This window comes from Mycolicibacterium sp. TUM20985 (assembly GCF_030295745.1).
GTDB lineage: Bacteria > Actinomycetota > Actinomycetes > Mycobacteriales > Mycobacteriaceae > Mycobacterium.
Genome location: NZ_AP027291.1, coordinates 2,405,838 through 2,424,711 on the forward strand (window position 1 = coordinate 2,405,838; position 18,874 = coordinate 2,424,711).

Annotated in this window: 17 protein-coding genes; 11 read left to right on the top strand and 6 right to left on the bottom strand. The window is 70.0% G+C overall.

The window, feature by feature from the left end:
* The first annotated feature begins 19 nt into the window (after positions 1 to 19).
* Positions 20 to 1,153 (top strand): M24 family metallopeptidase, encoded by a 1,134-nt coding sequence (locus tag QUE68_RS11770; RefSeq protein WP_284226211.1) that lies wholly within the window; start codon positions 20 to 22, stop codon positions 1,151 to 1,153.
* 4 nt (positions 1,154 to 1,157) lie between these two features.
* Here the strand turns inward: QUE68_RS11770 and QUE68_RS11775 are convergent, their stop codons facing one another.
* Positions 1,158 to 1,586: a F420-dependent biliverdin reductase gene (locus QUE68_RS11775; protein WP_284226212.1), complete on the bottom strand. Its 429-nt coding sequence runs from the start codon at positions 1,584 to 1,586 to the stop codon at positions 1,158 to 1,160.
* A 35-nt stretch (positions 1,587 to 1,621) separates the two neighbouring features.
* On the opposite strand from QUE68_RS11775, the gene QUE68_RS11780 reads away from it, so the two are divergent.
* From QUE68_RS11780 to QUE68_RS11795, 4 genes are read left to right on the top strand one after another with little or no spacing between them, the layout of a single operon-like run.
* Positions 1,622 to 2,374, top strand: a complete 753-nt coding sequence (locus QUE68_RS11780) for an SDR family NAD(P)-dependent oxidoreductase (RefSeq protein WP_284226214.1) — start codon at positions 1,622 to 1,624, stop codon at positions 2,372 to 2,374.
* Positions 2,375 to 2,402: 28 nt separating this feature from the next.
* Positions 2,403 to 3,584, top strand: a complete 1,182-nt coding sequence (cbiE, locus tag QUE68_RS11785; protein ID WP_284226216.1) for a precorrin-6y C5,15-methyltransferase (decarboxylating) subunit CbiE — start codon at positions 2,403 to 2,405, stop codon at positions 3,582 to 3,584.
* Complete coding sequence (gene cobM / locus QUE68_RS11790) at positions 3,581 to 4,336, top strand: precorrin-4 C(11)-methyltransferase (protein ID WP_286275637.1); 756 nt, start codon at positions 3,581 to 3,583, stop codon at positions 4,334 to 4,336. Before cbiE ends, cobM begins: the two co-directional genes overlap by 4 nt.
* Positions 4,336 to 5,058: a cobalt-precorrin-6A reductase gene (locus tag QUE68_RS11795; RefSeq protein ID WP_286275638.1), complete on the top strand. Its 723-nt coding sequence runs from the start codon at positions 4,336 to 4,338 to the stop codon at positions 5,056 to 5,058. The genes cobM and QUE68_RS11795 overlap by 1 nt, the downstream gene beginning before the upstream one ends.
* On the opposite strand, the gene QUE68_RS11800 is transcribed toward QUE68_RS11795, so the two are convergent.
* The 5 genes from QUE68_RS11800 to QUE68_RS11820 are packed head-to-tail and all read right to left on the bottom strand — an operon-like array spanning position 5,045 to position 10,349.
* The gene (locus tag QUE68_RS11800) at positions 5,045 to 6,124 is read right to left on the bottom strand and encodes a phosphotransferase family protein (protein WP_286275639.1); all 1,080 of its coding nucleotides are present in this window, start codon (positions 6,122 to 6,124) and stop codon (positions 5,045 to 5,047) included. The two genes, QUE68_RS11795 and QUE68_RS11800, sit on opposite strands and share 14 nt — an antisense overlap.
* Positions 6,125 to 6,149: 25 nt before the next feature.
* Positions 6,150 to 7,661: a precorrin-2 C(20)-methyltransferase gene (locus QUE68_RS11805; RefSeq protein WP_286275640.1), complete on the bottom strand. Its 1,512-nt coding sequence runs from the start codon at positions 7,659 to 7,661 to the stop codon at positions 6,150 to 6,152.
* Complete coding sequence (locus tag QUE68_RS11810) at positions 7,658 to 8,284, bottom strand: precorrin-8X methylmutase (RefSeq protein ID WP_286275641.1); 627 nt, start codon at positions 8,282 to 8,284, stop codon at positions 7,658 to 7,660. The genes QUE68_RS11805 and QUE68_RS11810 overlap by 4 nt, the downstream gene beginning before the upstream one ends.
* 9 nt (positions 8,285 to 8,293) lie before the next feature.
* Positions 8,294 to 9,403: a precorrin-3B synthase gene (gene cobG / locus QUE68_RS11815; RefSeq protein ID WP_286275642.1), complete on the bottom strand. Its 1,110-nt coding sequence runs from the start codon at positions 9,401 to 9,403 to the stop codon at positions 8,294 to 8,296.
* A gap of 4 nt (positions 9,404 to 9,407) precedes the next feature.
* Positions 9,408 to 10,349, bottom strand: coding sequence for a TauD/TfdA dioxygenase family protein (locus QUE68_RS11820; RefSeq protein ID WP_286275643.1), 942 nt, complete (start codon positions 10,347 to 10,349; stop codon positions 9,408 to 9,410).
* 365 nt (positions 10,350 to 10,714) lie between these two features.
* Between QUE68_RS11820 and cobN the strand changes: the two genes are divergently transcribed.
* The 6 genes from cobN to lnt are packed head-to-tail and all read left to right on the top strand — an operon-like array spanning position 10,715 to position 18,871.
* Complete coding sequence (gene cobN, locus QUE68_RS11825) at positions 10,715 to 14,260, top strand: cobaltochelatase subunit CobN (protein ID WP_286275808.1); 3,546 nt, start codon at positions 10,715 to 10,717, stop codon at positions 14,258 to 14,260.
* Between the two features lie 19 nt (positions 14,261 to 14,279).
* Positions 14,280 to 14,675, top strand: a complete 396-nt coding sequence (locus tag QUE68_RS11830; protein WP_286275644.1) for a PPOX class F420-dependent oxidoreductase — start codon at positions 14,280 to 14,282, stop codon at positions 14,673 to 14,675.
* The gene (locus QUE68_RS11835; protein WP_284226229.1) at positions 14,675 to 15,076 is read left to right on the top strand and encodes a PPOX class F420-dependent oxidoreductase; all 402 of its coding nucleotides are present in this window, start codon (positions 14,675 to 14,677) and stop codon (positions 15,074 to 15,076) included. Before QUE68_RS11830 ends, QUE68_RS11835 begins: the two co-directional genes overlap by 1 nt.
* 33 nt (positions 15,077 to 15,109) lie before the next feature.
* Positions 15,110 to 15,589 (top strand): FxsA family protein, encoded by a 480-nt coding sequence (locus QUE68_RS11840; RefSeq protein WP_284226230.1) that lies wholly within the window; start codon positions 15,110 to 15,112, stop codon positions 15,587 to 15,589.
* Positions 15,586 to 17,199, top strand: coding sequence for an amidohydrolase (locus QUE68_RS11845; RefSeq protein WP_286275645.1), 1,614 nt, complete (start codon positions 15,586 to 15,588; stop codon positions 17,197 to 17,199). The genes QUE68_RS11840 and QUE68_RS11845 overlap by 4 nt, the downstream gene beginning before the upstream one ends.
* A complete protein-coding gene (lnt, locus tag QUE68_RS11850) occupies positions 17,192 to 18,871 on the top strand; it encodes an apolipoprotein N-acyltransferase (protein WP_284226232.1) in 1,680 nt (559 codons plus the stop codon). Before QUE68_RS11845 ends, lnt begins: the two co-directional genes overlap by 8 nt.
* Positions 18,872 to 18,874 lie beyond the last annotated feature (3 nt).

Here is an 18,874-nt window from a genome sequence, read left to right on the forward strand (position 1 = left end):
TGACAGTAGCCTCGACGCCATGGACACCGGAAGATTCGGCACCGACGTGTACGCGGGACGACTGAGGGCCGCCGCCGCGGCGGCTGCGGACGCAGGCCTGGCCGGTCTGGTCATCACCCCGGGCTACGACCTGCGCTACCTGGTCGGGTCCCGGGCGCAGACCTTCGAGCGGCTCACGGCGTTGGTGGTACCCGCCGGGGACGGGCGCGGCGAGGCCACCATCGTGGTGCCGCGCATGGAGTTGGCCTCGCTCAAGGAGTCCGCGGTGACGGAACTGGGCCTGGCCGTGCGGGACTGGGTCGACGGCGACGACCCGTACCAACTGGTCGCCGACGCGCTGGGCGGCGGCAGGCTCGCGACGGCGGTGACCGACGCCATGCCCGCGCTGCACCTATTGCCGCTGGCCGAGGTGTTCGGCGTGGTACCGGTCTTGGCCACCAACGTGCTTCGCCGGCTACGGATGGTCAAGGACGCCGCCGAGATCGACGCGCTCCGCAAGGCGGGTGCCGCGATCGACCGGGTGCACGCGCGCGTCCCCGGGTTCCTGGTGCCCGGTCGGACCGAGGCGGAGGTGGCGGCTGACATCGCCGAAGCGATTGTCGCCGAAGGACATTCGGAGGTGGCGTTCATCATCGTCGGGTCGGGGCCCAATGGCGCCGACCCGCATCACGAATGCTCCGAGCGCAAGCTCGAAGCGGGGGACGTCGTCGTCGTCGACATCGGCGGACCCTACGAGCCGGGATACAACTCGGACTCGACGCGGACCTACAGCCTCGGTGCGCCCGACGCCGACGTGGCGAAGCGCTACGGGGTGCTGCAGCGGGCGCAGCAGGCCGCGGTGGCAGCGGTGCGGCCGGGGGTGACCGCCGAGCAGGTCGACGCCGCGGCGCGCGACGTGCTGGCCGCCGAGGGGTTGGCGGACGCGTTCGTCCACCGCACCGGGCACGGCATCGGTCTGTCCGTGCACGAGGAGCCCTACATCGTCGCGGGGAACGATCTACCGCTCGAGGAGGGGATGGCGTTCAGTGTGGAGCCGGGCATCTACTTCGCCGGGGAGTGGGGCGCCCGCATCGAGGACATCGTGATCGTCACCGCGGACGGCGCGATGTCGGTCAACGACCAACCCCACGAGCTGGTGGTGGTCCCGGCCTGACGGGTCAGGAGTCGGGGCCGCGGTCCAGCAGATCCGAGGAGCCGAGGACGCGTTCGATCCGTACCTCGATCACCACGCGGCGGGGATTGACCCGCGGCGTGCGGTAGCGCTGGGCGTACCGGAGTTCGGCGTCGCGGACGTCGTCCGGATCGGCGCTCACCGTCGAGCTGCCCTCCAGCGACAGCCACCGGGCGCCGTCGACCTGGCTGAGCACCGCGACGCCGCGCTGGTCGGCGTTCACGGCCTTCTGGGAGCCGCCCGTGGTGATGACCCGGGCGACATGGGTCTTGGGGTCGAACGTGAATCCGACCGCGACCACGTGCGGTGAATTGTCGGATCGCAGCGTGGTCAGCATGGCGAGATGTCGTTCGGTCAGGAACGCGAGCGCGTCGTTCGTCAGGCGCGTGGTTGCCTTGCGACCGGAAGTAGCCATCGGGGTCCAACTTAGCGCAGGACATAATCGCAACCATGAAGGACACGGCTGACGATCGCGTCGTAGTGATTTTCGGCGGACGAAGCGAGATCGGGGTCGAACTGGCGACCCGACTCGCCGACGGCGCGACGGTCGTCCTGGCGGCGCGCGGGGCCGACCGGCTGACCGACGAGATCGCGGCGGTGAAGGCGGCGGGTTCGACCGCCGTTCACGTCCGCGAGTTCGACGCCGACGCGCTGGCCTCGCACGCACCGCTCGTCGAGTCGATCGTCGCCGAGTACGGGCCGATCGACACGGCCGTGGTGGCGTTCGGGATCCTCGGCGATCAGGCCAGGGCCGAGGTCGACCCCGCCCACGCCGCCGCGATCGTGCACACCGACTACACCGCGCAGGTCAGCCTGCTGACCGTACTGGCGGCCACGATGCGGTCGGCGGGTCGCGGATCGATCGTGGTGTTCTCGTCGGTGGCGGGGGCAAGGCCCCGGCGGGCCAACTACGTGTACGGCTCGGCCAAGTCCGGCCTCGACGCGTTCAGCCGCGGGCTGGCCGATGCGTTGCACGGCAGCGGGGTCCGGCTGCTGCTGGTGCGGCCGGGGTTCGTCATCGGCCGGATGACCGAGGGCATGTCACCCGCCCCGTTGTCGAGCACCCCGGCACAGGTCGCCGACGCGGTGGCACGCGCGTTGGCAAGCGGCCGTCACGAGATCTGGGTGCCGCGGACCCTGGGTGCGCTGGTGTTGATCATGCGGGCGCTGCCGCGCGCGATGTGGCGGAGGTTGCCCCGATGATCGCTTGCGCGAAGAGCAGAGTGACCCGATGATCGTCGTCGTGGGCATCGGAGCGGACGGAATGGCGGGGCTGTCGGCCGTCTCCCGCGCCGAATTGACCAGGGCCACAGTCATCTACGGATCACCCCGGCAGCTCGAGCTGCTCGACGACTCCGTGTCGGCACCCCGGCGGCCGTGGCCCACTCCGATGATGCCCGCGGTCCGCACCCTGCTCGACGGGTCGGACGGCGGTGACGTGCACGTCGTTGCCAGCGGGGACCCCCTGCTGCACGGGATCGGCAACACCCTGATCCGGCTCTACGGGCCGGAGGTGGTGGCGGTCCTGCCGCACGTGTCGTCGGTGACGTTGGCGTGCGCCAGGGTCGGGTGGGCGGTGCAGGACACCGAGATCATCAGCCTGGTGACCGCCAAGGCGCACACCGCCGTGCGCCGGGGCGGCCAGGCCGTCGTGCTGTCGCGTGACGGCAGCAGTCCCGCCACGCTGGCCCGCCTGCTGGCCGAGATCGGGCGCGGGGATTCGGAATTGACGGTGCTCGAGCAACTCGGTGGCGGGCGGGAGCGGCGTCGGTCGGCCACGGCGCGGGAGTGGGCGGATCGGCCGCCACACGACATCGACCCGCTGAACGTGATGGCGGTGCGGTACCTGCCCGACGACCGGCTCACGCAGGTTCTTCCCGACGACGCGTTCGCCCACGACGGGCAGCTCACCAAGCAGTCGATCCGTGCCCTCGTGCTGGTCGCCCTGGCCCCGCGGCCGGGAGAGCTGTTGTGGGACGTCGGTTCTGGTTCGGGAAGCATTGCCGTCGAGTGGTGCCGTAGCGGCCCCGGGTGCACGGCGGTGGCGTTCGAACGGGACGGGGTGCGGCGGGCCCGCATCGAGGACAACGCGATTGCCAACGGCGCGGCGGTGGAGGTGCGGGGAGCGGCGCCCAGCCACTTCGACGGCGCCCCGGAACCGGCGGCCGTCTTCGTCGGTGGCGGACTGACGCACCCAGGGTTGCTCGAAGGCTGCCTCGACCGGCTTCCCGTGGGCGGTCGGCTGGTCGCCAACGTGGTCACCGTCGAGTCGGAAGCGCTCATCTACCAATGGTATTCACGCCTGGGCGGCACGCTGCGCCGGTTCCAGCACTACCGCGGTGAACCCGTCGGCGGTTTCACCGGGTGGCGCCCCGCGATGCCCATCACCCAGTGGGCGGTGACCAAGCGGTGACCGTCTACTTCATCGGCGCGGGCCCAGGTGCCGCCGATCTGATCACCGTCCGCGGCGAACGCCTGCTGAAGCGGTGTCCGGTCTGTCTGTACGCGGGCTCGATCATGCCGGACGACCTGTTGGCGCTCTGCCCACCGGACGCGCGCGTCGTCGATACCGGCCCGCTGACGCTGGAGCAGATCATCGGTGAGCTCACCGACGCTCACGCCGCCGGGCTGGACGTCGCGCGGCTGCACTCGGGCGACCCGTCCCTCTACAGCGCGGTGGCCGAACAGTGCCGTCGCCTCGACGCGGCGGGCGTCGACTACGAGATCGTGCCCGGGGTGCCCGCATTCGCGGCCGCGGCCGCCGCGTTGAAGCGGGAGTTGACCGTGCCGGGGGTCGCGCAGACCGTGACGCTGACCCGCGTCTCGACGCTGTCGACCGCGATGCCCGAGGGGGAGGACCTGCGTTCGCTGTCGGCACCGGGGGCCACGCTGGTGCTGCACCTCGCCGCCGCACAGGTCGATGCGATCGTGCCGGAGCTGCTCGCCGGCGGATACGACGGTGAAACCCCTTGCGCTGTGGTCGCCTTCGCGTCGTGGCCGCAGGAGACGGTGCTGCGGTGCCGGCTCGGCGAGCTGGCAGAGCAGGTGCACGTCGCGGGTATCACGCGCACCGCCGTGATCGTGGTCGGCGACGTGCTCGTCGCGGACGGTTTCTCCGATAGCTATCTGTACTCGGCGGGCCGGCGCCGCGGGAGCCGACACTAGTGCGGGTGCTCCTGCTCGGTGGAACGGGCGAGGCGAGGGCGCTCGCCGCCGAGTTGCATCCGCACACCGCGGTCATCAGCTCACTCGCCGGTCGGGTCCCCGATCCGGCGCTGCCGGTGGGCGAGGTCCGCATCGGCGGCTTCGGGGGTGTCGACGGGCTGGCACGCTGGCTGGGCGACGAGCGCGTCGACGCCGTCGTCGACGCCACGCACCCGTTCGCCGCGCGCATCACCGCCAACGCCGCCAGCGCATGCGCGCTGGTGGGTCTGCCGCACGTGGTCCTGGCCCGCCCCGCGTGGCCGACGGGCGACGCGATCGTGGTCGACTCCGACGTTCACGCCGCGGACGTCGTGGCGCGCAACGGATATGCGCGGGTCTTCCTGACCACCGGCCGTTCCGGGAGTGCAGCATTCGCGGGCGTGGACGCCTGGTTCCTGATCCGCGCGGTCACTGCGCCTGCCGACACCGAGCTGCCGCCGCGTCACCGACTGCTGCTGTCTCGCGGCCCGTACGATTACGACGACGAGCGTAAACTGTTGCACGACTTCGCCATCGACGCGCTGGTGACGAAGAACAGCGGCGGGGACATGACCAGGGCCAAGGTGCTGGCCGCGGACGATCTCGGGATCCCCGTCGTGATGGTGGATCGTCCGGATCTGCCCCCCGGCGTCGCCGCGGTGTCCACCGTGGCGGCCGCGGCCGAGTGGGTCAGAGCCCTCTGACGAGGTCCAGGCTGCCGAGGTCGCGAATGGCCCGGCAGCCGCGTTCCAGCATGACCAGCATCATGTCGTCACCGCGATCGGTCGAGATCGAGAATGCGCAGCCGAGCACGGACAGCAGCGGCACCTGCAGCATGCCGACGCGGTAGTCGCGCCAGCAGGTCTCACGGTCGTAATCGGTGATGCCGTAAGCCATGAGCTCGGAGTAGTAGGTGGCGACCAGGTCCTCGTCCGACGCCGCCCGGGCGGCGGGCAGCAGGCTGGTCCCGGTGAAGTACGCCAGGTCGCGCGCGGGCAGGCCGACCCCCAACGTCTGCCAGTCGACGATGGTGACCCGGGTGCGGTCCGGGTCGAAGAGCATGTTGTCGAGGCGGTAGTCGCCGTGCATCAGCGAGAAGCGATCGCGGTCGGCCAGCAACCACGGCGCTACCAGCGACATCGCCTCGTTCACCGTGTCGCGATTCTCGGCGGTCATCCGCTCGCCGAGCCGGTCCAGCGTCATTTGCGCGGCCATCATGGCGATGTCGCCGAGCCCCTTCATGGACTCCTCGGTCGTCATCGACATGACCAGCCCGGGGAACTCGGGCCACCGGGGGTCACACCACGTGGGCCCGTGCAGGCCGGCCAGGGCGCGCACGGCGAGGTCGGCCTCCAGGATCGTGCAGCCGCTGATCTGGTCGCCCTGGACGGCGGGCGCCATGTCGGCGAGCAGGAGCACGAAATCGCCTCCGTCGTCGGAGATCTCGCAGTGGTAGTGCCGCGGGATCGGTACCCTTACGACGTCGGCAACACCCGTGTAGAAGGCGTGCTCGGAGCGATAGCCCAGGGCCACGCGCTCTCGTACCGCATCGTCTTGGGACGAGAGCTTGATGGCGAAGCTGTCCGGCAGCCCGGTCCCGTCGTCGCGGTACGCGACCGCGAGTCGATAGGTCGCGCCGGTCTGGCCGGTTCCGATGGGAGTGACGTCCACCGCGTCGACCTCGACTCCCAGCACGGACTCCAGCCACTGCGGCGTCACGTCCGTCGGGCTGCGAGGAATGGACGGGGCCGGTGCCGAGGGCCTGGTCATGACGCGCGACAGTAGCAGGCGGGCGTCAGGAGGGATAGCGACGCGGCGTGTACACGCGGTCGACGGGGCCGTCCGCCGAGTCGGCCTGCTGCCACTGCGTCTGCGACGAGCCGATGATCAGGAGGCAACGCATGTCGACGTCGGCGGCATCGAGGTCGGCCAACCGCACGACGTGCACGTGTTCGGCGGGTCCGGAGACGTCGCGGCCGATGACGACGGGCGTGCCGGGGTCGCGGTGCTCCAGCAGCAGGTCCCGCATCGCCGCGACCTGCCAGGTGCGACTCTTCGACGCCGGGTTGTAGATCGCCAGCACCAGATCCGCGGTGGCCGCCGCGCGCAGCCGGTCGACGATCACGTCCCACGGCTTGAGCCGGTCGGACAGCGAGATGACGGCATAGTCGTGGCCCAGCGGGGCGCCGACGCGGCTGGCCACGGCCTGGGCTGCCGTCATCGCGGGGATCACCCTGACGTCGACGCCCGGCCACTGCTTGGCCTCCTCGAGCACGGCCGTCGCCATCGCGAACACGCCGGGATCGCCGGACGACACCACGGCCACCGAGCGGCCCTGCTCGGCGAGCGTGCACGCCAGCCGGGCCCGAGCGGGCTCGTCGGTGTTGTCGCTCGGGTGGTGGCGCTGGCCGTCGCGGGCAGGGATCCGGTCGAGGTACGGGCCGTAGCCGATCAGGTCGGTGGCGGCCGCCAACTCGTGGCGCGACTGTGGCGTCATCCAGTCGACGTCGCCGGGACCGAGGCCGACCACGACGACGCTGCCCCCGACGGCGCTTCCTTCGGCAGTGTCCGCGGCCGGCTTGCCGCCGGTCATCCCCGGCACCATGGCGATCGAGAAGTAGGGGACCGTCGACTCGTCGACGTCGGCCGCGGGGGACACCCGCTGCCGGTCGGTGCTCGCGCGCTCGACGTAGTAGGCGTCGTCCAGTCGGCCGACTGCCGAGAGTGCTTCCCGCACTGCGGGATACGTCCGGCCAAGCTTCATGATCACGGCAGCGTCGGTATCGGCGAGCCGGCGCTTGAGCTCAGTGGGTGGCAGCGTGCCCGGCAGGATGGACAACACCTCGTCCCCCTGGACGAGTGGACGTCCGATGGCCGCGGAGGCGGCGCTCACCGACGTCACCCCGGGGATGATGACCGCGTCGAATCGGGCCGTGAGCCGGGTGTGCATGTGCATGTACGAGCTGTAGAACAGCGGGTCGCCCTCGGCGAGCAACGCCACGTCCCGACCCGCCTCCAGGTGGCCGGCGATCCGGTCGGCCGCCCGCTGGTAGAAGTCCTCCATCGCGCCCGCGTAGCCGCCGGGGTGGTCGGTGGTCTCCGTGGTGACCGGGTAGACCAGGTGCTCTTCGAGCTGGCCGGGCCGCAGGTAGGGCTCGGCGATGGTGCGGGCAATGCTGCGTCCGTGGCGGGCGCTGTGGTAGGCCACGACGTCGGCCTCGCCTATCACCCGGGCCGCCTTGACCGTGACCAACTCGGGGTCACCGGGGCCCAGCCCGACGCCCCAGAGTGTGCCCATGTCGCTCATTCCCGTTCGCTCGCAATCGCATTGACCGCTGCTGCGGCCATGGCGCTGCCGCCGCGTCGGCCCGTCACGACGAGGTAGTCCATGCCGCGTGGGCGTTCGATCAACTCGTCCTTGGACTGCGCCGAGCCGACGAAACCGACCGGGCCGCCGAGGACGGCGGCGGGCACGGGCGCGCCGTCGTCGAGCAGCTCGAGCAAGCGGAACAGGGCGGTGGGGGCGTTCCCGATGGCGACGACCGCGCCACCGAGTCGCTCGGCCCACAGGTCGACGCCCGCGGCGGAGCGTGTGCTGCCCAAGCGTGCCGCCAGATCGGCCGCCCGCGGATCGGCGACGAGTGAGACCACCTCGTTGTCGGCGGGCAGCCGCGCCCGGGTGATGCCCGCGGCCACCATCGACGAATCGCACAGAATCGGTGCTCCGGCGGCCAGCGCGCGGTGGGCCGACGACGCGACACCCGGGGTGAAGGCCACGTGCTCGGCGACGTCGACCTGACCGCACGTGTGAATCAGCCGGACGACGACACGCGACACGTCCTCGGGGAAGCGCGTGAGATCGGCTTCCTCTCGGATCATCGAGAACGACTGCCGATAGATCTCGGAGGCGTCGCGGATGTAGTCGAGCACCAGATCACCCTACGGGTGACGTAGCTCGTAACCGCTTGCGGTGGCCACCAGCACCTCACCGATCGGCGGGCTGCCGCAAGCGCGCTCGCAACCCACGAAATGCCGGTGTGAGGTCGTGGCCCCGTCGTGCACCGCCCGAGCAGCATCGCTGCGGACGTCGGCCGCGGAGTGGACACAGCCCGGGCTGCCGGTGCACGCGCTGACGTCGAGCCACGGCGACGCGTCGTCGAAGACCAGCCCGAGCGGCGCGAGTACCCGTAGCGCGGCGTCGGCGATCCCCTCGTCGAGATCGCAGACCAGCACCGAGCGCCACGGCGTGATCACCAGGGGGGATCCGATCGCCGCCAGGTACTCCGCTGCCCTGGTCGTCAGGACGCCCAGGGGAACGGCCGCGCCGAGGGTGACCAGGCCGTCGTCCTGCTGAATCCAGCCGACGGGGGGTCTAACCAGGGGCGGCCACGTGGCGCCCGGCTCGGCCGTGCGATCGAGGCCCGTGAGTAACGGTTCGACGTCGGGGAGTTCCGTCGTCCGCCAGGCGGTGCCGCGGATCTCGGCGAACCGTTCCGCCAGGCCGATCAGGGTCGACACCCCGTTCTGCGTGCGGATGCCGGTGTCGACGCCGGCCACCAACACGGCCGCGGTGTCCTGATCGAGGAAGTGGAGCGCGACGTCGGCGCCGAGCCCGGACACGTCGCCGCGGCCGTCGTCGACGGCGAACAGGAAGCGACCGGGCAGGTCGGCGAGTCGGGGGCTGGCCTGAATCGCCGCATCCAGTGCGCGCACCAATTCCCGGACGTCGGCCGCACCGCCCTGGCGGCCGGCCAGCGGGGAGGCGATGACGTTGCGCACCCGCTCGTGGCTGGCCGATGGGAGCAGGCCCGCCTCCGCGATGGCCTCGGCCAGGCCCTCGGCATCGGTGACGCCGCGCACCTGCACGTTACCGCGGGAGGTGAGTTCCATTGCGGGAGAACCGAACCGGTGCGCAGCCAGCGCCAGCGCCTCCAGTTGGGTGGCGTCGATCATGCCGCCGGGCAGACGCACCCTCGCCAGCGCACCGTCCGCCGCCTGATGCACCTGGAGTGCACCGGGGCAGGCGTCGTCATCGCGGATCCTGGCCATTCACCTACGGTACGGCGACCAGGCGGGGCGGCGCCACGACCTCCGAGTAGTGCGAGGCGTCCCCGGTGATGACCCGGCTGGGGGCACCGTGCACGTCGAGGGGGACGTCACCGGCCAGGGTGACCCGGCTCAGGCGACGGTACTGGTCGTCGTAGTCGGACACGGCGTAGTGCTGGGTCGCGCGGTTGTCCCAGATGGCGAGGTCACCGGGAAGCCAGTTCCAGCGAATGGTGTTCTCCAGCTTGGTCACTCGCGCCTGGAGCAGCTGCAGAAGCGTGGTCGACTCGATGCTGCCGAGACCGACGAACCTCTTCACGAAGTGACCGAGCAACAGCACGCGGCGTCCCGTCTCGGGGTGGACGCGTACCACCGGGTGCTCGGTCTCGTAGACCGCCGAGACGAACTCCTCGCGGTACTGACGGGTGTTTGCCGCGACGTCGTCCGATACGCCGTCGACGTCCTCTGCGACGTCCTTGATGTAGTCGTAGTCGTTGGTGTGAATCGCCCGCAGGTTCTCGGTGAGCGCCTTCAGCGGTGGCGGTAGCTGGTCGTACGCCGCTTCCGTCGAGGCCCATGTCGTGGTGCCGCCGTACTCGGGCAGCGCAATGGCGCGCAGCAGTGAGGCCTTGGGGATCCGGTCGACGAACGTGACGTCGGTGTGCCACGAGTTGGCCTTGTCGTAGCGCGAGTCGATCGGCAGTACGTCGGCGCCGCGCGACGTGACCGTCGGGTGCGCGATGGTGGGCGTGCCGAGCGTCCTGGCGAAGGCGAGCTGGCTCTCGTCGTCGAGATGGTGCTGATCGCGGAAGAAGATCACCTTGTGCGTCAGCAGTGCGTCGTTGATCGCCACGATGGTGGCCGGGTCGAGATCGCCGCCGAGCCGTACGCCGTCGACCCGCGCACCGATGTTCGCACCGAGTTTGACGATGACAGGGGAAGTGGACATGCATCAATTGCCGCACGGATCGAGCCAGCCCGCCACCCTTCGAATGTCGACGATTCGAACTACGAGTGACTTCCGTCACGTTTCGGCCGAGTGTGTTCCGTCCCACACGAAAGCCGTTTACCCGGTACCGCCGGTATTACGTTTCTTGAGAACCTCGATGACGCATCGAGACGACACAGGAGGAATGGCAATGATGGGACTTCTCGTCTTCGCGATGGTGGTGCTCGGCATGCTCGCAGTTCTCGGCCACCCGTACCGGGAGTCGTGGTACGGCAGGTGGGGTAACTCCGACCGCTGACGTGCGGTACGAATGGTGAGTGCACCAGCCCACCGTTCTTCTGCTGTCTACGTCGGACACCGACCTTATGACGGCCCGTGCCAGCGGTGCGGGCTACCGGTGGATGAACCCCAGCCGGCTCGTCGACGGTGAGCTCGAATCCCTGCTGGATGGTGCCGACATCGCCGTGGTTCGGATCCTGGGTGGATACCGAAGTTGGCAGGAGGGCATCGACGCCGTCGTCGCCGCGGGCGTGCCCACGGTGGTGATCAGCGGTGAGCAGTCACCCGATGCCGATCTGATGAGCCACTCGACGGTGCCGGCCGGTGTCGCGCTACAGACGCACGTCTACTTGGCGCAGGGTGGCGTCACCAATCTCCAACAGCTGCATGCGTTTCTGAGCGACACACTGCTCATGACGGGCTTCGGCTTCTCGCCACCCGAACCGACGCCGACGTGGGGCGTGCTCGAGTGCCCGGCCGGCCACGTCGCCTCCAACGACGGCCCACGCGTGGCAGTGCTCTTCTACCGCGCCCAGCACCTGGCGGGTAACACCGCCTACGTCGGCGCGCTGTGCCATGCCATCGATGCAGCGGGCGGCCAACCCGTCCCCATCTTCGCAGCGTCGCTTCGTAATCCGGACCCGGCACTGCTCGAGCTCCTCGGCTCCGTCGACGCCTTGGTGACCACGGTGCTGGCGGCCGGTGGGGCCGCCCCTGCGACGGTGATCGCCGGCGGTGCCGACGATACCTGGGACGTCGCCCATCTCGCGGCGCTCGACATCCCGATCATGCAGGGCCTGTGTCTGACCAACTCGCGCGCCAGATGGATCGAGAACGACGACGGCATGAGTCCGCTCGACGTGGCGACCCAGGTGGCGGTGCCCGAATTCGACGGTCGCATCATCACGGTGCCGTTCTCGTTCAAGGAGATCGACGCCGAAGGTTTGATCTCCTATGTCGCCGACCCGGAACGATGCGCGCGCGTCGCGGGCCTTGCGGTGCGGCAGGCCAACCTGCGACGCGTCGCCAACGAGGACAAGCGGGTCGCGCTGATCTTCTCCGCGTACCCGACCAAGCACGCGCGCATCGGCAATGCCGTTGGTCTCGACACCCCGGCGAGCGCGATCGCACTGTTGACGGCGATGCGCGACGCCGGCTATCAGATCGGCGACGTGCCCGGGGTGGACGCTCAAGATGGCGACGCGCTGATCCACGCCCTGATCGAGCGCGGCGGGCAGGATCCCGACTGGCTCACCGAGGAACAGCTGGCGCGCAACCCGATCAGAGTGTCGGCACGCGACTATCGGGCCTGGTTCGCGAAGCTGCCAAGGGGCCTCGCCGACGCCGTCGTCGAGCACTGGGGTCCGCCGCCCGGTGAGCTGTTCGTGGACCGCAGTCATGATCCCGACGGCGAGATCGTCATCGCGGCAATGCAATTCGGCAACATCGTGATCGTGGTCCAACCGCCGCGCGGCTTCGGTGCCAACCCGGTCGCGATCTATCACGATCCCGACCTGCCGCCCAGCCACCACTACCTCGCGGCCTACCGGTGGCTCGACTCGGAGTTCACCAATGGCTTCAAGGCCGACGCGGTCGTGCACCTGGGCAAGCACGGCAACCTGGAATGGTTGCCGGGCAAGACGTTGGGCATGTCCTCGACCTGCGGCACCGACGCCGCTCTCGGCGATCTCCCGCTGATCTACCCGTTCCTGGTCAACGATCCGGGCGAAGGTACGCAGGCCAAGCGCAGGGCGCACGCCGTGCTCATCGATCACCTGATTCCCCCGATGGCCCGGGCCGAGACGTACGGCGACATCGCTCGACTCGAGCAACTGCTCGACGAGCACTCCAACATCGCGGCACTCGATCCCGGCAAGCTGCCCGCCATCCGGCAGCAGATCTGGACGCTGATGCGGGCCGCGGAGATGGACCACGACCTGGGCTTGCAGGATCGGCCGGAAGAAGACGTCTTCGACGACATGCTGCTGCACGTCGACGGTTGGCTGTGTGAGATCAAGGACTCCCAGATTCGCGACGGGCTCCACGTCCTCGGTCACGCCGCGGCCGGCGAGAGTGAGGTCGACCTGGTGCTGGCCATTCTGCGGGCCAGGCAGCTGTTCGGCGGCGAGCAGTCGCTGCCGGGACTGAGGCAAGCGCTGGGACTGGTCGAGGACGGCACGGACCTGCGCGCCGACGTCGACGCCGCCGAGTCGCGGGCGCGTGAGCTGGTCGCCGCCCTCGCCGAAACCGGTTGGGACGCCGGTGCCGTCGACCGCATCGCCGACGACGCCACCGTCGCCGACGTGTTGCGGTTCGCGGCGACCGAGGTGGTGCCGCGGTTGCGGCAGACCGATCGGGAGATCGTTCAGGTCCTGCATGCCCTCGACGGCGGTTTCATCCCCTCCGGTCCGTCGGGTTCGCCGCTGCGTGGGCTGGTCAACGTGCTGCCCACGGGGCGCAACTTCTACTCCGTCGACCCCAGGGCGGTCCCGTCGCGACTGGCGTGGGAAACCGGTGTGGGTCTTGCGGATTCACTGCTGCAGCGCTACCGGGCCGACCACGGCGAGTGGCCGCGTTCGGTGGGAATCTCCGCGTGGGGTACGTCGGCGATGCGGACCTCGGGCGATGACGTCGCCGAAGTGCTTGCGCTCCTTGGCGTTCGGCCGATCTGGGATGACGCGTCACGACGGGTCGTCGACCTTGAGCCCATCGACCTGGCCGAACTGGGTCGGCCACGGGTCGACGTGACGCTCCGCATCTCGGGGTTCTTCCGCGACGCCTTCCCGCACGTGGTGACGATGCTCGACGACGCCGTCAACCTGGTGGCCGACCTGGACGAGCCGGCAGACCAGAACTACGTCCGCGCCCACGCGCAGGCAGACCTCGCCGAGCACGGCGACAAGCGTCGCGCCACGACACGCATCTTCGGCTCCAAGCCAGGGACCTATGGCGCCGGTCTGCTTCAGTTGATCGACAGCAAGAACTGGCGCGACGACGCCGACCTCGCCGAGGTGTACACGGCGTGGGGCGGCTTCGCCTACGGCCGCGGTCTCGGCGGGTCGGCCGCCTCCGACGACATGAACCGGCAGTACCGCCGGATCGCGGTCGCCGCCAAGAACATCGACACTCGCGAACACGACATCGCCGATTCCGACGACTACTTCCAGTACCACGGCGGCATGATCGCCACGGTGCGGTCGCTGACCGGGCGTGCCCCGGCGGCCTACATCGGCGACAACACCCGCCCGGAAGCTGTCCGCACGCGGACCCTGTCGGAGGAGACGACACGGGTCTTCCGAGCCCGGGTGGTCAATCCGCGCTGGATCTCGGCGATGCGCAGGCACGGCTACAAGGGCGCCTTCGAGATGGCGGCCACCGTCGACTACCTGTTCGGGTACGACGCCACGGCGGGGGTGATGGCCGACTGGATGTACGAGCGTCTGGCCGGTGAGTACGTCCTCGACGAGGAGAACCGGAAGTTCATGGACGAATCCAATCCATGGGCGCTGCACGGCATGGCCGAACGATTGCTCGAGGCGGCCGGGCGCGGAATGTGGGCCCAGCCCGATCCCGCCACCCTCGACGGACTGCGACGGGTGCTCCTCGAGACCGAGGGCGACCTGGAGGGTTAGGGACCACTAGATTGGCGTCATGCCCGCCACATTCGCCGAGGTCGCCAAATCCGAATACGTGCTGTTGACGACGTTCACCAAGGACGGTCGGCCCAAGCCGACCGCCATCTGGGTGGCCCCACTCGGCGATCGCGTGGTCGCCATCACCCAGGAGAAGTCCTGGAAGGTCAAGCGCATCCGCAACACGCCGCAGGTGACCATCGCCGAGTGCGACCGCGGCGGCAAGCCCAAGGGTGAGGCGGTCGAAGCCGTCGCGGTGGTGTTGGACAAGTCCGAGACCCCGAAGGTGTACGACGCCATCGGCAAGCGGTACGGGCTCATCGGCAAGGTCTTCAACGTCTTCAGCAAGCTCCGGGGCGGCGAGAAGAACAACGTCGGCATCGAACTGCAGGCGACGCCGGGGCAGGGGATCTAGTGCCCACCTTCACCGACGTGTCGAAGGAGAAGTACCTGCTGCTGACCACCTTCACCAAGGACGGGCGCCCCAAGCCCACCACGGTGTGGGGTGTGCCGGACGGTGACAAGCTGTTGATCAGCACGGACGACGGATCGTGGAAGACCAAGCGCATCAACAACACTCCGCGGGTCACCATCCAGAAGTGCGGCGTGCTCGGCAAGGTGAAGGGCGAACCGGTCGAGGCGGTCGCGCGGATGCTGCCGAAGTCCGAGACGCGGCGCGTATTCGACATGGTGACCAAGCGTTACTGGTGGCACGCGTGGTGGTGGGTCCCGCAGGCGCGGCTGCGCGGCGGCGTCGACAAGGTGCATGCCGCAATCGAGGTGCGCGCGGCCGAGCCGTCCGCACCCGCGGGTTAGGAACCCCGGCGCCCCGTGGAACGTTGACACGGTATGGCTATGCGGCTCTTCCTCGTCTACGTCCTCGTCGAACTGGCGGTGGTGGTCGCCCTGGTGTCCACGATCGGATTCGGCTGGACCTTCCTGCTGGTGGTGGGAACGTTCGCGCTGGGGCTCGTCCTCGCGGGTTCTCAGACGAAACGGCAGATCGAGCGGTTGCGGACCGGCCTCGCCGCACCGCGTGGCGCGGTGCCCGACGGCGCGCTGGTCGCCCTTGGCACGGTGTTGACCGTCATCCCGGGCCTCGTCACCTCCGCGCTGGGGCTGCTGCTCCTGCTGCCGCCGACCCGCGCCGCCGCGCGCCCCGCGGTGACCGCCCTGGCTGCGCGCGGTCTCGGACGGATCCCGCTCATCGTCACGACGTCGGGCGGCACCGCCTACCGACCGAACCGCGGTGACGTCATCGACGGTGAGGTGATCGACGTGACCGACGTCGAGCCGCCCCGCCTGCCCCAGCATCCCGACGTCGCTTGACGACGCTTCTGGTCGGCGGTCAGGTCTACAGCCCGACCATGCCCGACGCGACCGCGATCGCGGTCAGCGACGGTCCCGACGGCGTGGTGGCCTGGCTGGGTGCCGACGACGTCGGCCGCAGGCAGTTCCCCGACGCTCGAGTGATCGACCTCGACGGCGGCTTCGTGACGCCCGCGTTCGTCGACGGCCACGTCCACGTCACCGCCACCGGACTGGCGGTCGTCGGACTCGACCTGCGACCCGCGGCGTCGCGGGACGACGCCTTGCGGCTGATCGGGGAGTACGCCCGCGCGAACCCCACGGGCCTGATCTGGGCGCACGGGTGGGACGAGTCGCGATGGTCGTCGCCCGTCGCGCCGACGACGTCCGACCTCGACGGGCTGCTCGGCGATCGACCGGCCTACCTGGCCCGAGTCGACGTGCACTCGGCGGCGGCGTCGACCGCGCTGCGCCGATCGGTGCCCGGTCTGGCGGCGGCGGCCGGCCACCACGACCAACAGCCATTGACGACCGAGGCGCACCACCTGGTGCGCGCGGCAGCCAGGGCGCTGCTCACGCCCGCCCAGCGCCGCGAGGCCCGGCTGGCGGCACTCGACCTGGCCGCCCGCTCGGGCATCGCCGCAGTCCACGAGTGCGCAGGCCCCGACATCGGCGGCATCGAGGACTGGACCGAGCTCCGCGCGTTGCAGCACGGCGTCGAGGTGATCGGGTACTGGGGCGAGGCGGTCGGCACCGCCGCCGAGGCGCGCCAGTTGCTCGGCGACACCGGTGCGCGTGGCCTCGGGGGAGACCTGTTCGTCGACGGCGCCCTTGGCTCGCACACGGCGTGGCTGCACGACCCCTACGTGGATGCGCCCGGCTGCGTCGGCAATGCGTACCTCGACGTCGAGGCCATCGAAGCCCACCTGACCGCATGCACCGAAGCGGGGATCACGGCCGGCTTCCACGTCATCGGCGACGCCGCCGTCACCGCGGTGGTGGACGCCCTGACCCGCGTCGTGGACCGGTTCGGCGCCCCAGCCGTTGCCCGCTGCGGCCACCGCCTCGAACACCTCGAGATGGTGTCCGAGGCGCAAGCGGGTCAGCTGGGTAGCTGGGGCGTCATCGGCAGCATGCAGCCGAACTTCGATGCGCTCTGGGGTGGGCCGGACGGCATGTATGCCCAGCGATTGGGTGCCGAGCGGGCGCGTCGGCTCAACCCGCTGGCGCTGTTAGCATCCCAAGGCGTGCCACTCGCCTTCGGTTCCGATTCGCCCGTCACCGGTATGAATCCGTGGGAGACGGTGCGGGCCGCGACCGCCCACCACACCCCGGGAAGTGCGCTCTCGGCGCGGGCGGCGTTCGCCGCGGCCACCCGTGGCGCCTGGCGGGCCGGTGGCGTCCGGGACGGCGTGGCGGGCACCCTGACCCCCGGCGCACCTGCGACGTACGCGGTGTGGGACGTGCCCGGTGGTCCGGCGGCGCTGGAAGTGGCCGCCCCCGCCGACACCGTGCAGCGGTGGTCGACTGACCCCCGGTCCCGCATTCCGGCGTTACCCCGCCTCGTCCCAGAGGCGCCCCTGCCCGTCTGCCGCCAGACGGTCCACCGGGGCGTCGCCATCCATGGTTGAGCGCACGGAGCCTCGCGAACGGACGCCGATCGTCGACCGATGGCGGCGAATCCTCGGCCCCCGGGCCCTGCGGATCGCCGCGTCGATCGCGGCCGGCCTGCTGGTCTGCGTCAGCTTCCCGCCGTTCGGCTGGTGGTTGTCGACGTTCGTCGCCTTCGGTCTCCTTGCGTGGGTGCTGACCCATCCGTCGACCACCAGGGCGGGTGGCTTCGGCTACGGATTCCTGTTCGGGCTCGCGTTCTACGTGCCGCTGCTTCCGTGGATCAGCGGTCTGGTCGGAGCCGTTCCCTGGCTCGCGCTGTCGGCGATGGAGGCGCTCTTTCCCGCCGTCTTCGGAGTCCTCGCGGTCATCGTGCGGCGCCTGCCCGGCTGGCCGGTGTGGTTCGCCTGCCTGTGGGTCCTGGCCGAATGGCTCAAGTCCACGATCCCGTTCGGCGGATTCCCTTGGGGTGTCGTCGGATTCACCCAGAGCAACAGCCCGCTCCTGGTGATCGCGCACTTCGGCGGGGTGCCGCTGGTGTCGTTCGCCGTGGCACTCGTCGGCTTCGGCCTCGGAGCCCTGGTCATCGAAGCGGCCCAGTGGTGGCGAAACGGTCACCACACGGGTCACGCCCTCCCGCCCGCAGTCGTCGCGCCCGGGGTCAGCGTGGCCCTCGTCCTGTTGGCGGTCGCGGCGGGAACCCCCTACGTCCGTCAGTCCGCCGCCGGTGCCGGCGAGGACCCGACCACGACGGTGGCCGCGATCCAGGGCAACGTGCCGCGACTCGGGTTGGAGTTCAACGCTCAGCGGCGCGCGGTGCTCGACAACCACGTCCGAGAGACCCTGCAGCTCGCCGAGGACGTCCGAACCGGCCGGGCACCCCAGCCGGCCGTCGTCATCTGGCCGGAGAACTCGTCCGACATCGATCCGATCGCCAACCGCGACGCGGCCGAGCAGATCGCGGTCGCCGCCGACGCGATCCGGGCGCCGATCCTCGTCGGCGCCGTCGTCTCCGCCCCCGGGTACACGCAGGAGGACCCGCAGGCGACGAACACCGTGATCGTCTGGGACGGGGCCAGTGGGCCCGGCGAGCGCCATGACAAGAAGATCGTGCAGCCGTTCGGCGAGTACCTGCCGTGGCGCAGTTTCTTCCGGATGCTGTCATCGTTCGCCGATCGTGCGGGGTACTTCGTACCCGGTGACGGGAACGGCGTCGTCCATGCGGCCGGGATCCCGATCGGCGTGACGACGTGCTGGGAGGTGATCTTCGACCGGGCTGGCCGTGAGTCGGTGCTGAACGGGGCCCAGTTCATCGCCGTGCCCACGAACAACGCCACCTTCGACGAGTCGATGAGCGTCCAGCAGCTGGCCTTCGCCAGGCTGCGCGCCGTCGAGCACGACCGCTACGTCGTCGTGGCGGGAACCACCGGCATCAGCGCCGTGATCGGGCCCGACGGGCGCGAACAGGCGCGTACCGCGTTCTTCGAACCGGCCTACCTCGATGCCCAGATCCAACTGAAGACCAGCCTCACCCCGGCGACGCGATGGGGCCCGTGGATCCAGGCCTTGATCGTGATCGCTGGTGCTGGCGCCGTCGTCGGAGCGATGTTGCACAATGGAGCGTTCGCAGGGAAGCTCACGCGCCGTCGCCGGAAGGTCGCCGACGGCGAGGAATCTAAGACGAAGGAGTGACAT

Excerpts from the sequence above, each read along its gene's own strand:
- QUE68_RS11770 (WP_284226211.1), top strand. The coding sequence starts at position 20 with ATGGACACCGGAAGATTCGGCACCGACGTGTACGCGGGACGACTGAGG.
- QUE68_RS11775 (WP_284226212.1), bottom strand. The coding sequence starts at position 1,586 with ATGGCTACTTCCGGTCGCAAGGCAACCACGCGCCTGACGAACGACGCG.
- QUE68_RS11780 (WP_284226214.1), top strand. The coding sequence starts at position 1,622 with ATGAAGGACACGGCTGACGATCGCGTCGTAGTGATTTTCGGCGGACGA.
- cbiE (WP_284226216.1), top strand. The coding sequence starts at position 2,403 with ATGATCGTCGTCGTGGGCATCGGAGCGGACGGAATGGCGGGGCTGTCG.
- QUE68_RS11800 (WP_286275639.1), bottom strand. The coding sequence starts at position 6,124 with ATGACCAGGCCCTCGGCACCGGCCCCGTCCATTCCTCGCAGCCCGACG.
- QUE68_RS11805 (WP_286275640.1), bottom strand. The coding sequence starts at position 7,661 with ATGAGCGACATGGGCACACTCTGGGGCGTCGGGCTGGGCCCCGGTGAC.
- cobG (WP_286275642.1), bottom strand. The coding sequence starts at position 9,403 with ATGGCCAGGATCCGCGATGACGACGCCTGCCCCGGTGCACTCCAGGTG.
- QUE68_RS11820 (WP_286275643.1), bottom strand. The coding sequence starts at position 10,349 with ATGTCCACTTCCCCTGTCATCGTCAAACTCGGTGCGAACATCGGTGCG.
- cobN (WP_286275808.1), top strand. The coding sequence starts at position 10,715 with ATGACGGCCCGTGCCAGCGGTGCGGGCTACCGGTGGATGAACCCCAGC.
- QUE68_RS11830 (WP_286275644.1), top strand. The coding sequence starts at position 14,280 with ATGCCCGCCACATTCGCCGAGGTCGCCAAATCCGAATACGTGCTGTTG.
- QUE68_RS11840 (WP_284226230.1), top strand. The coding sequence starts at position 15,110 with ATGGCTATGCGGCTCTTCCTCGTCTACGTCCTCGTCGAACTGGCGGTG.
- lnt (WP_284226232.1), top strand. The coding sequence starts at position 17,192 with ATGGTTGAGCGCACGGAGCCTCGCGAACGGACGCCGATCGTCGACCGA.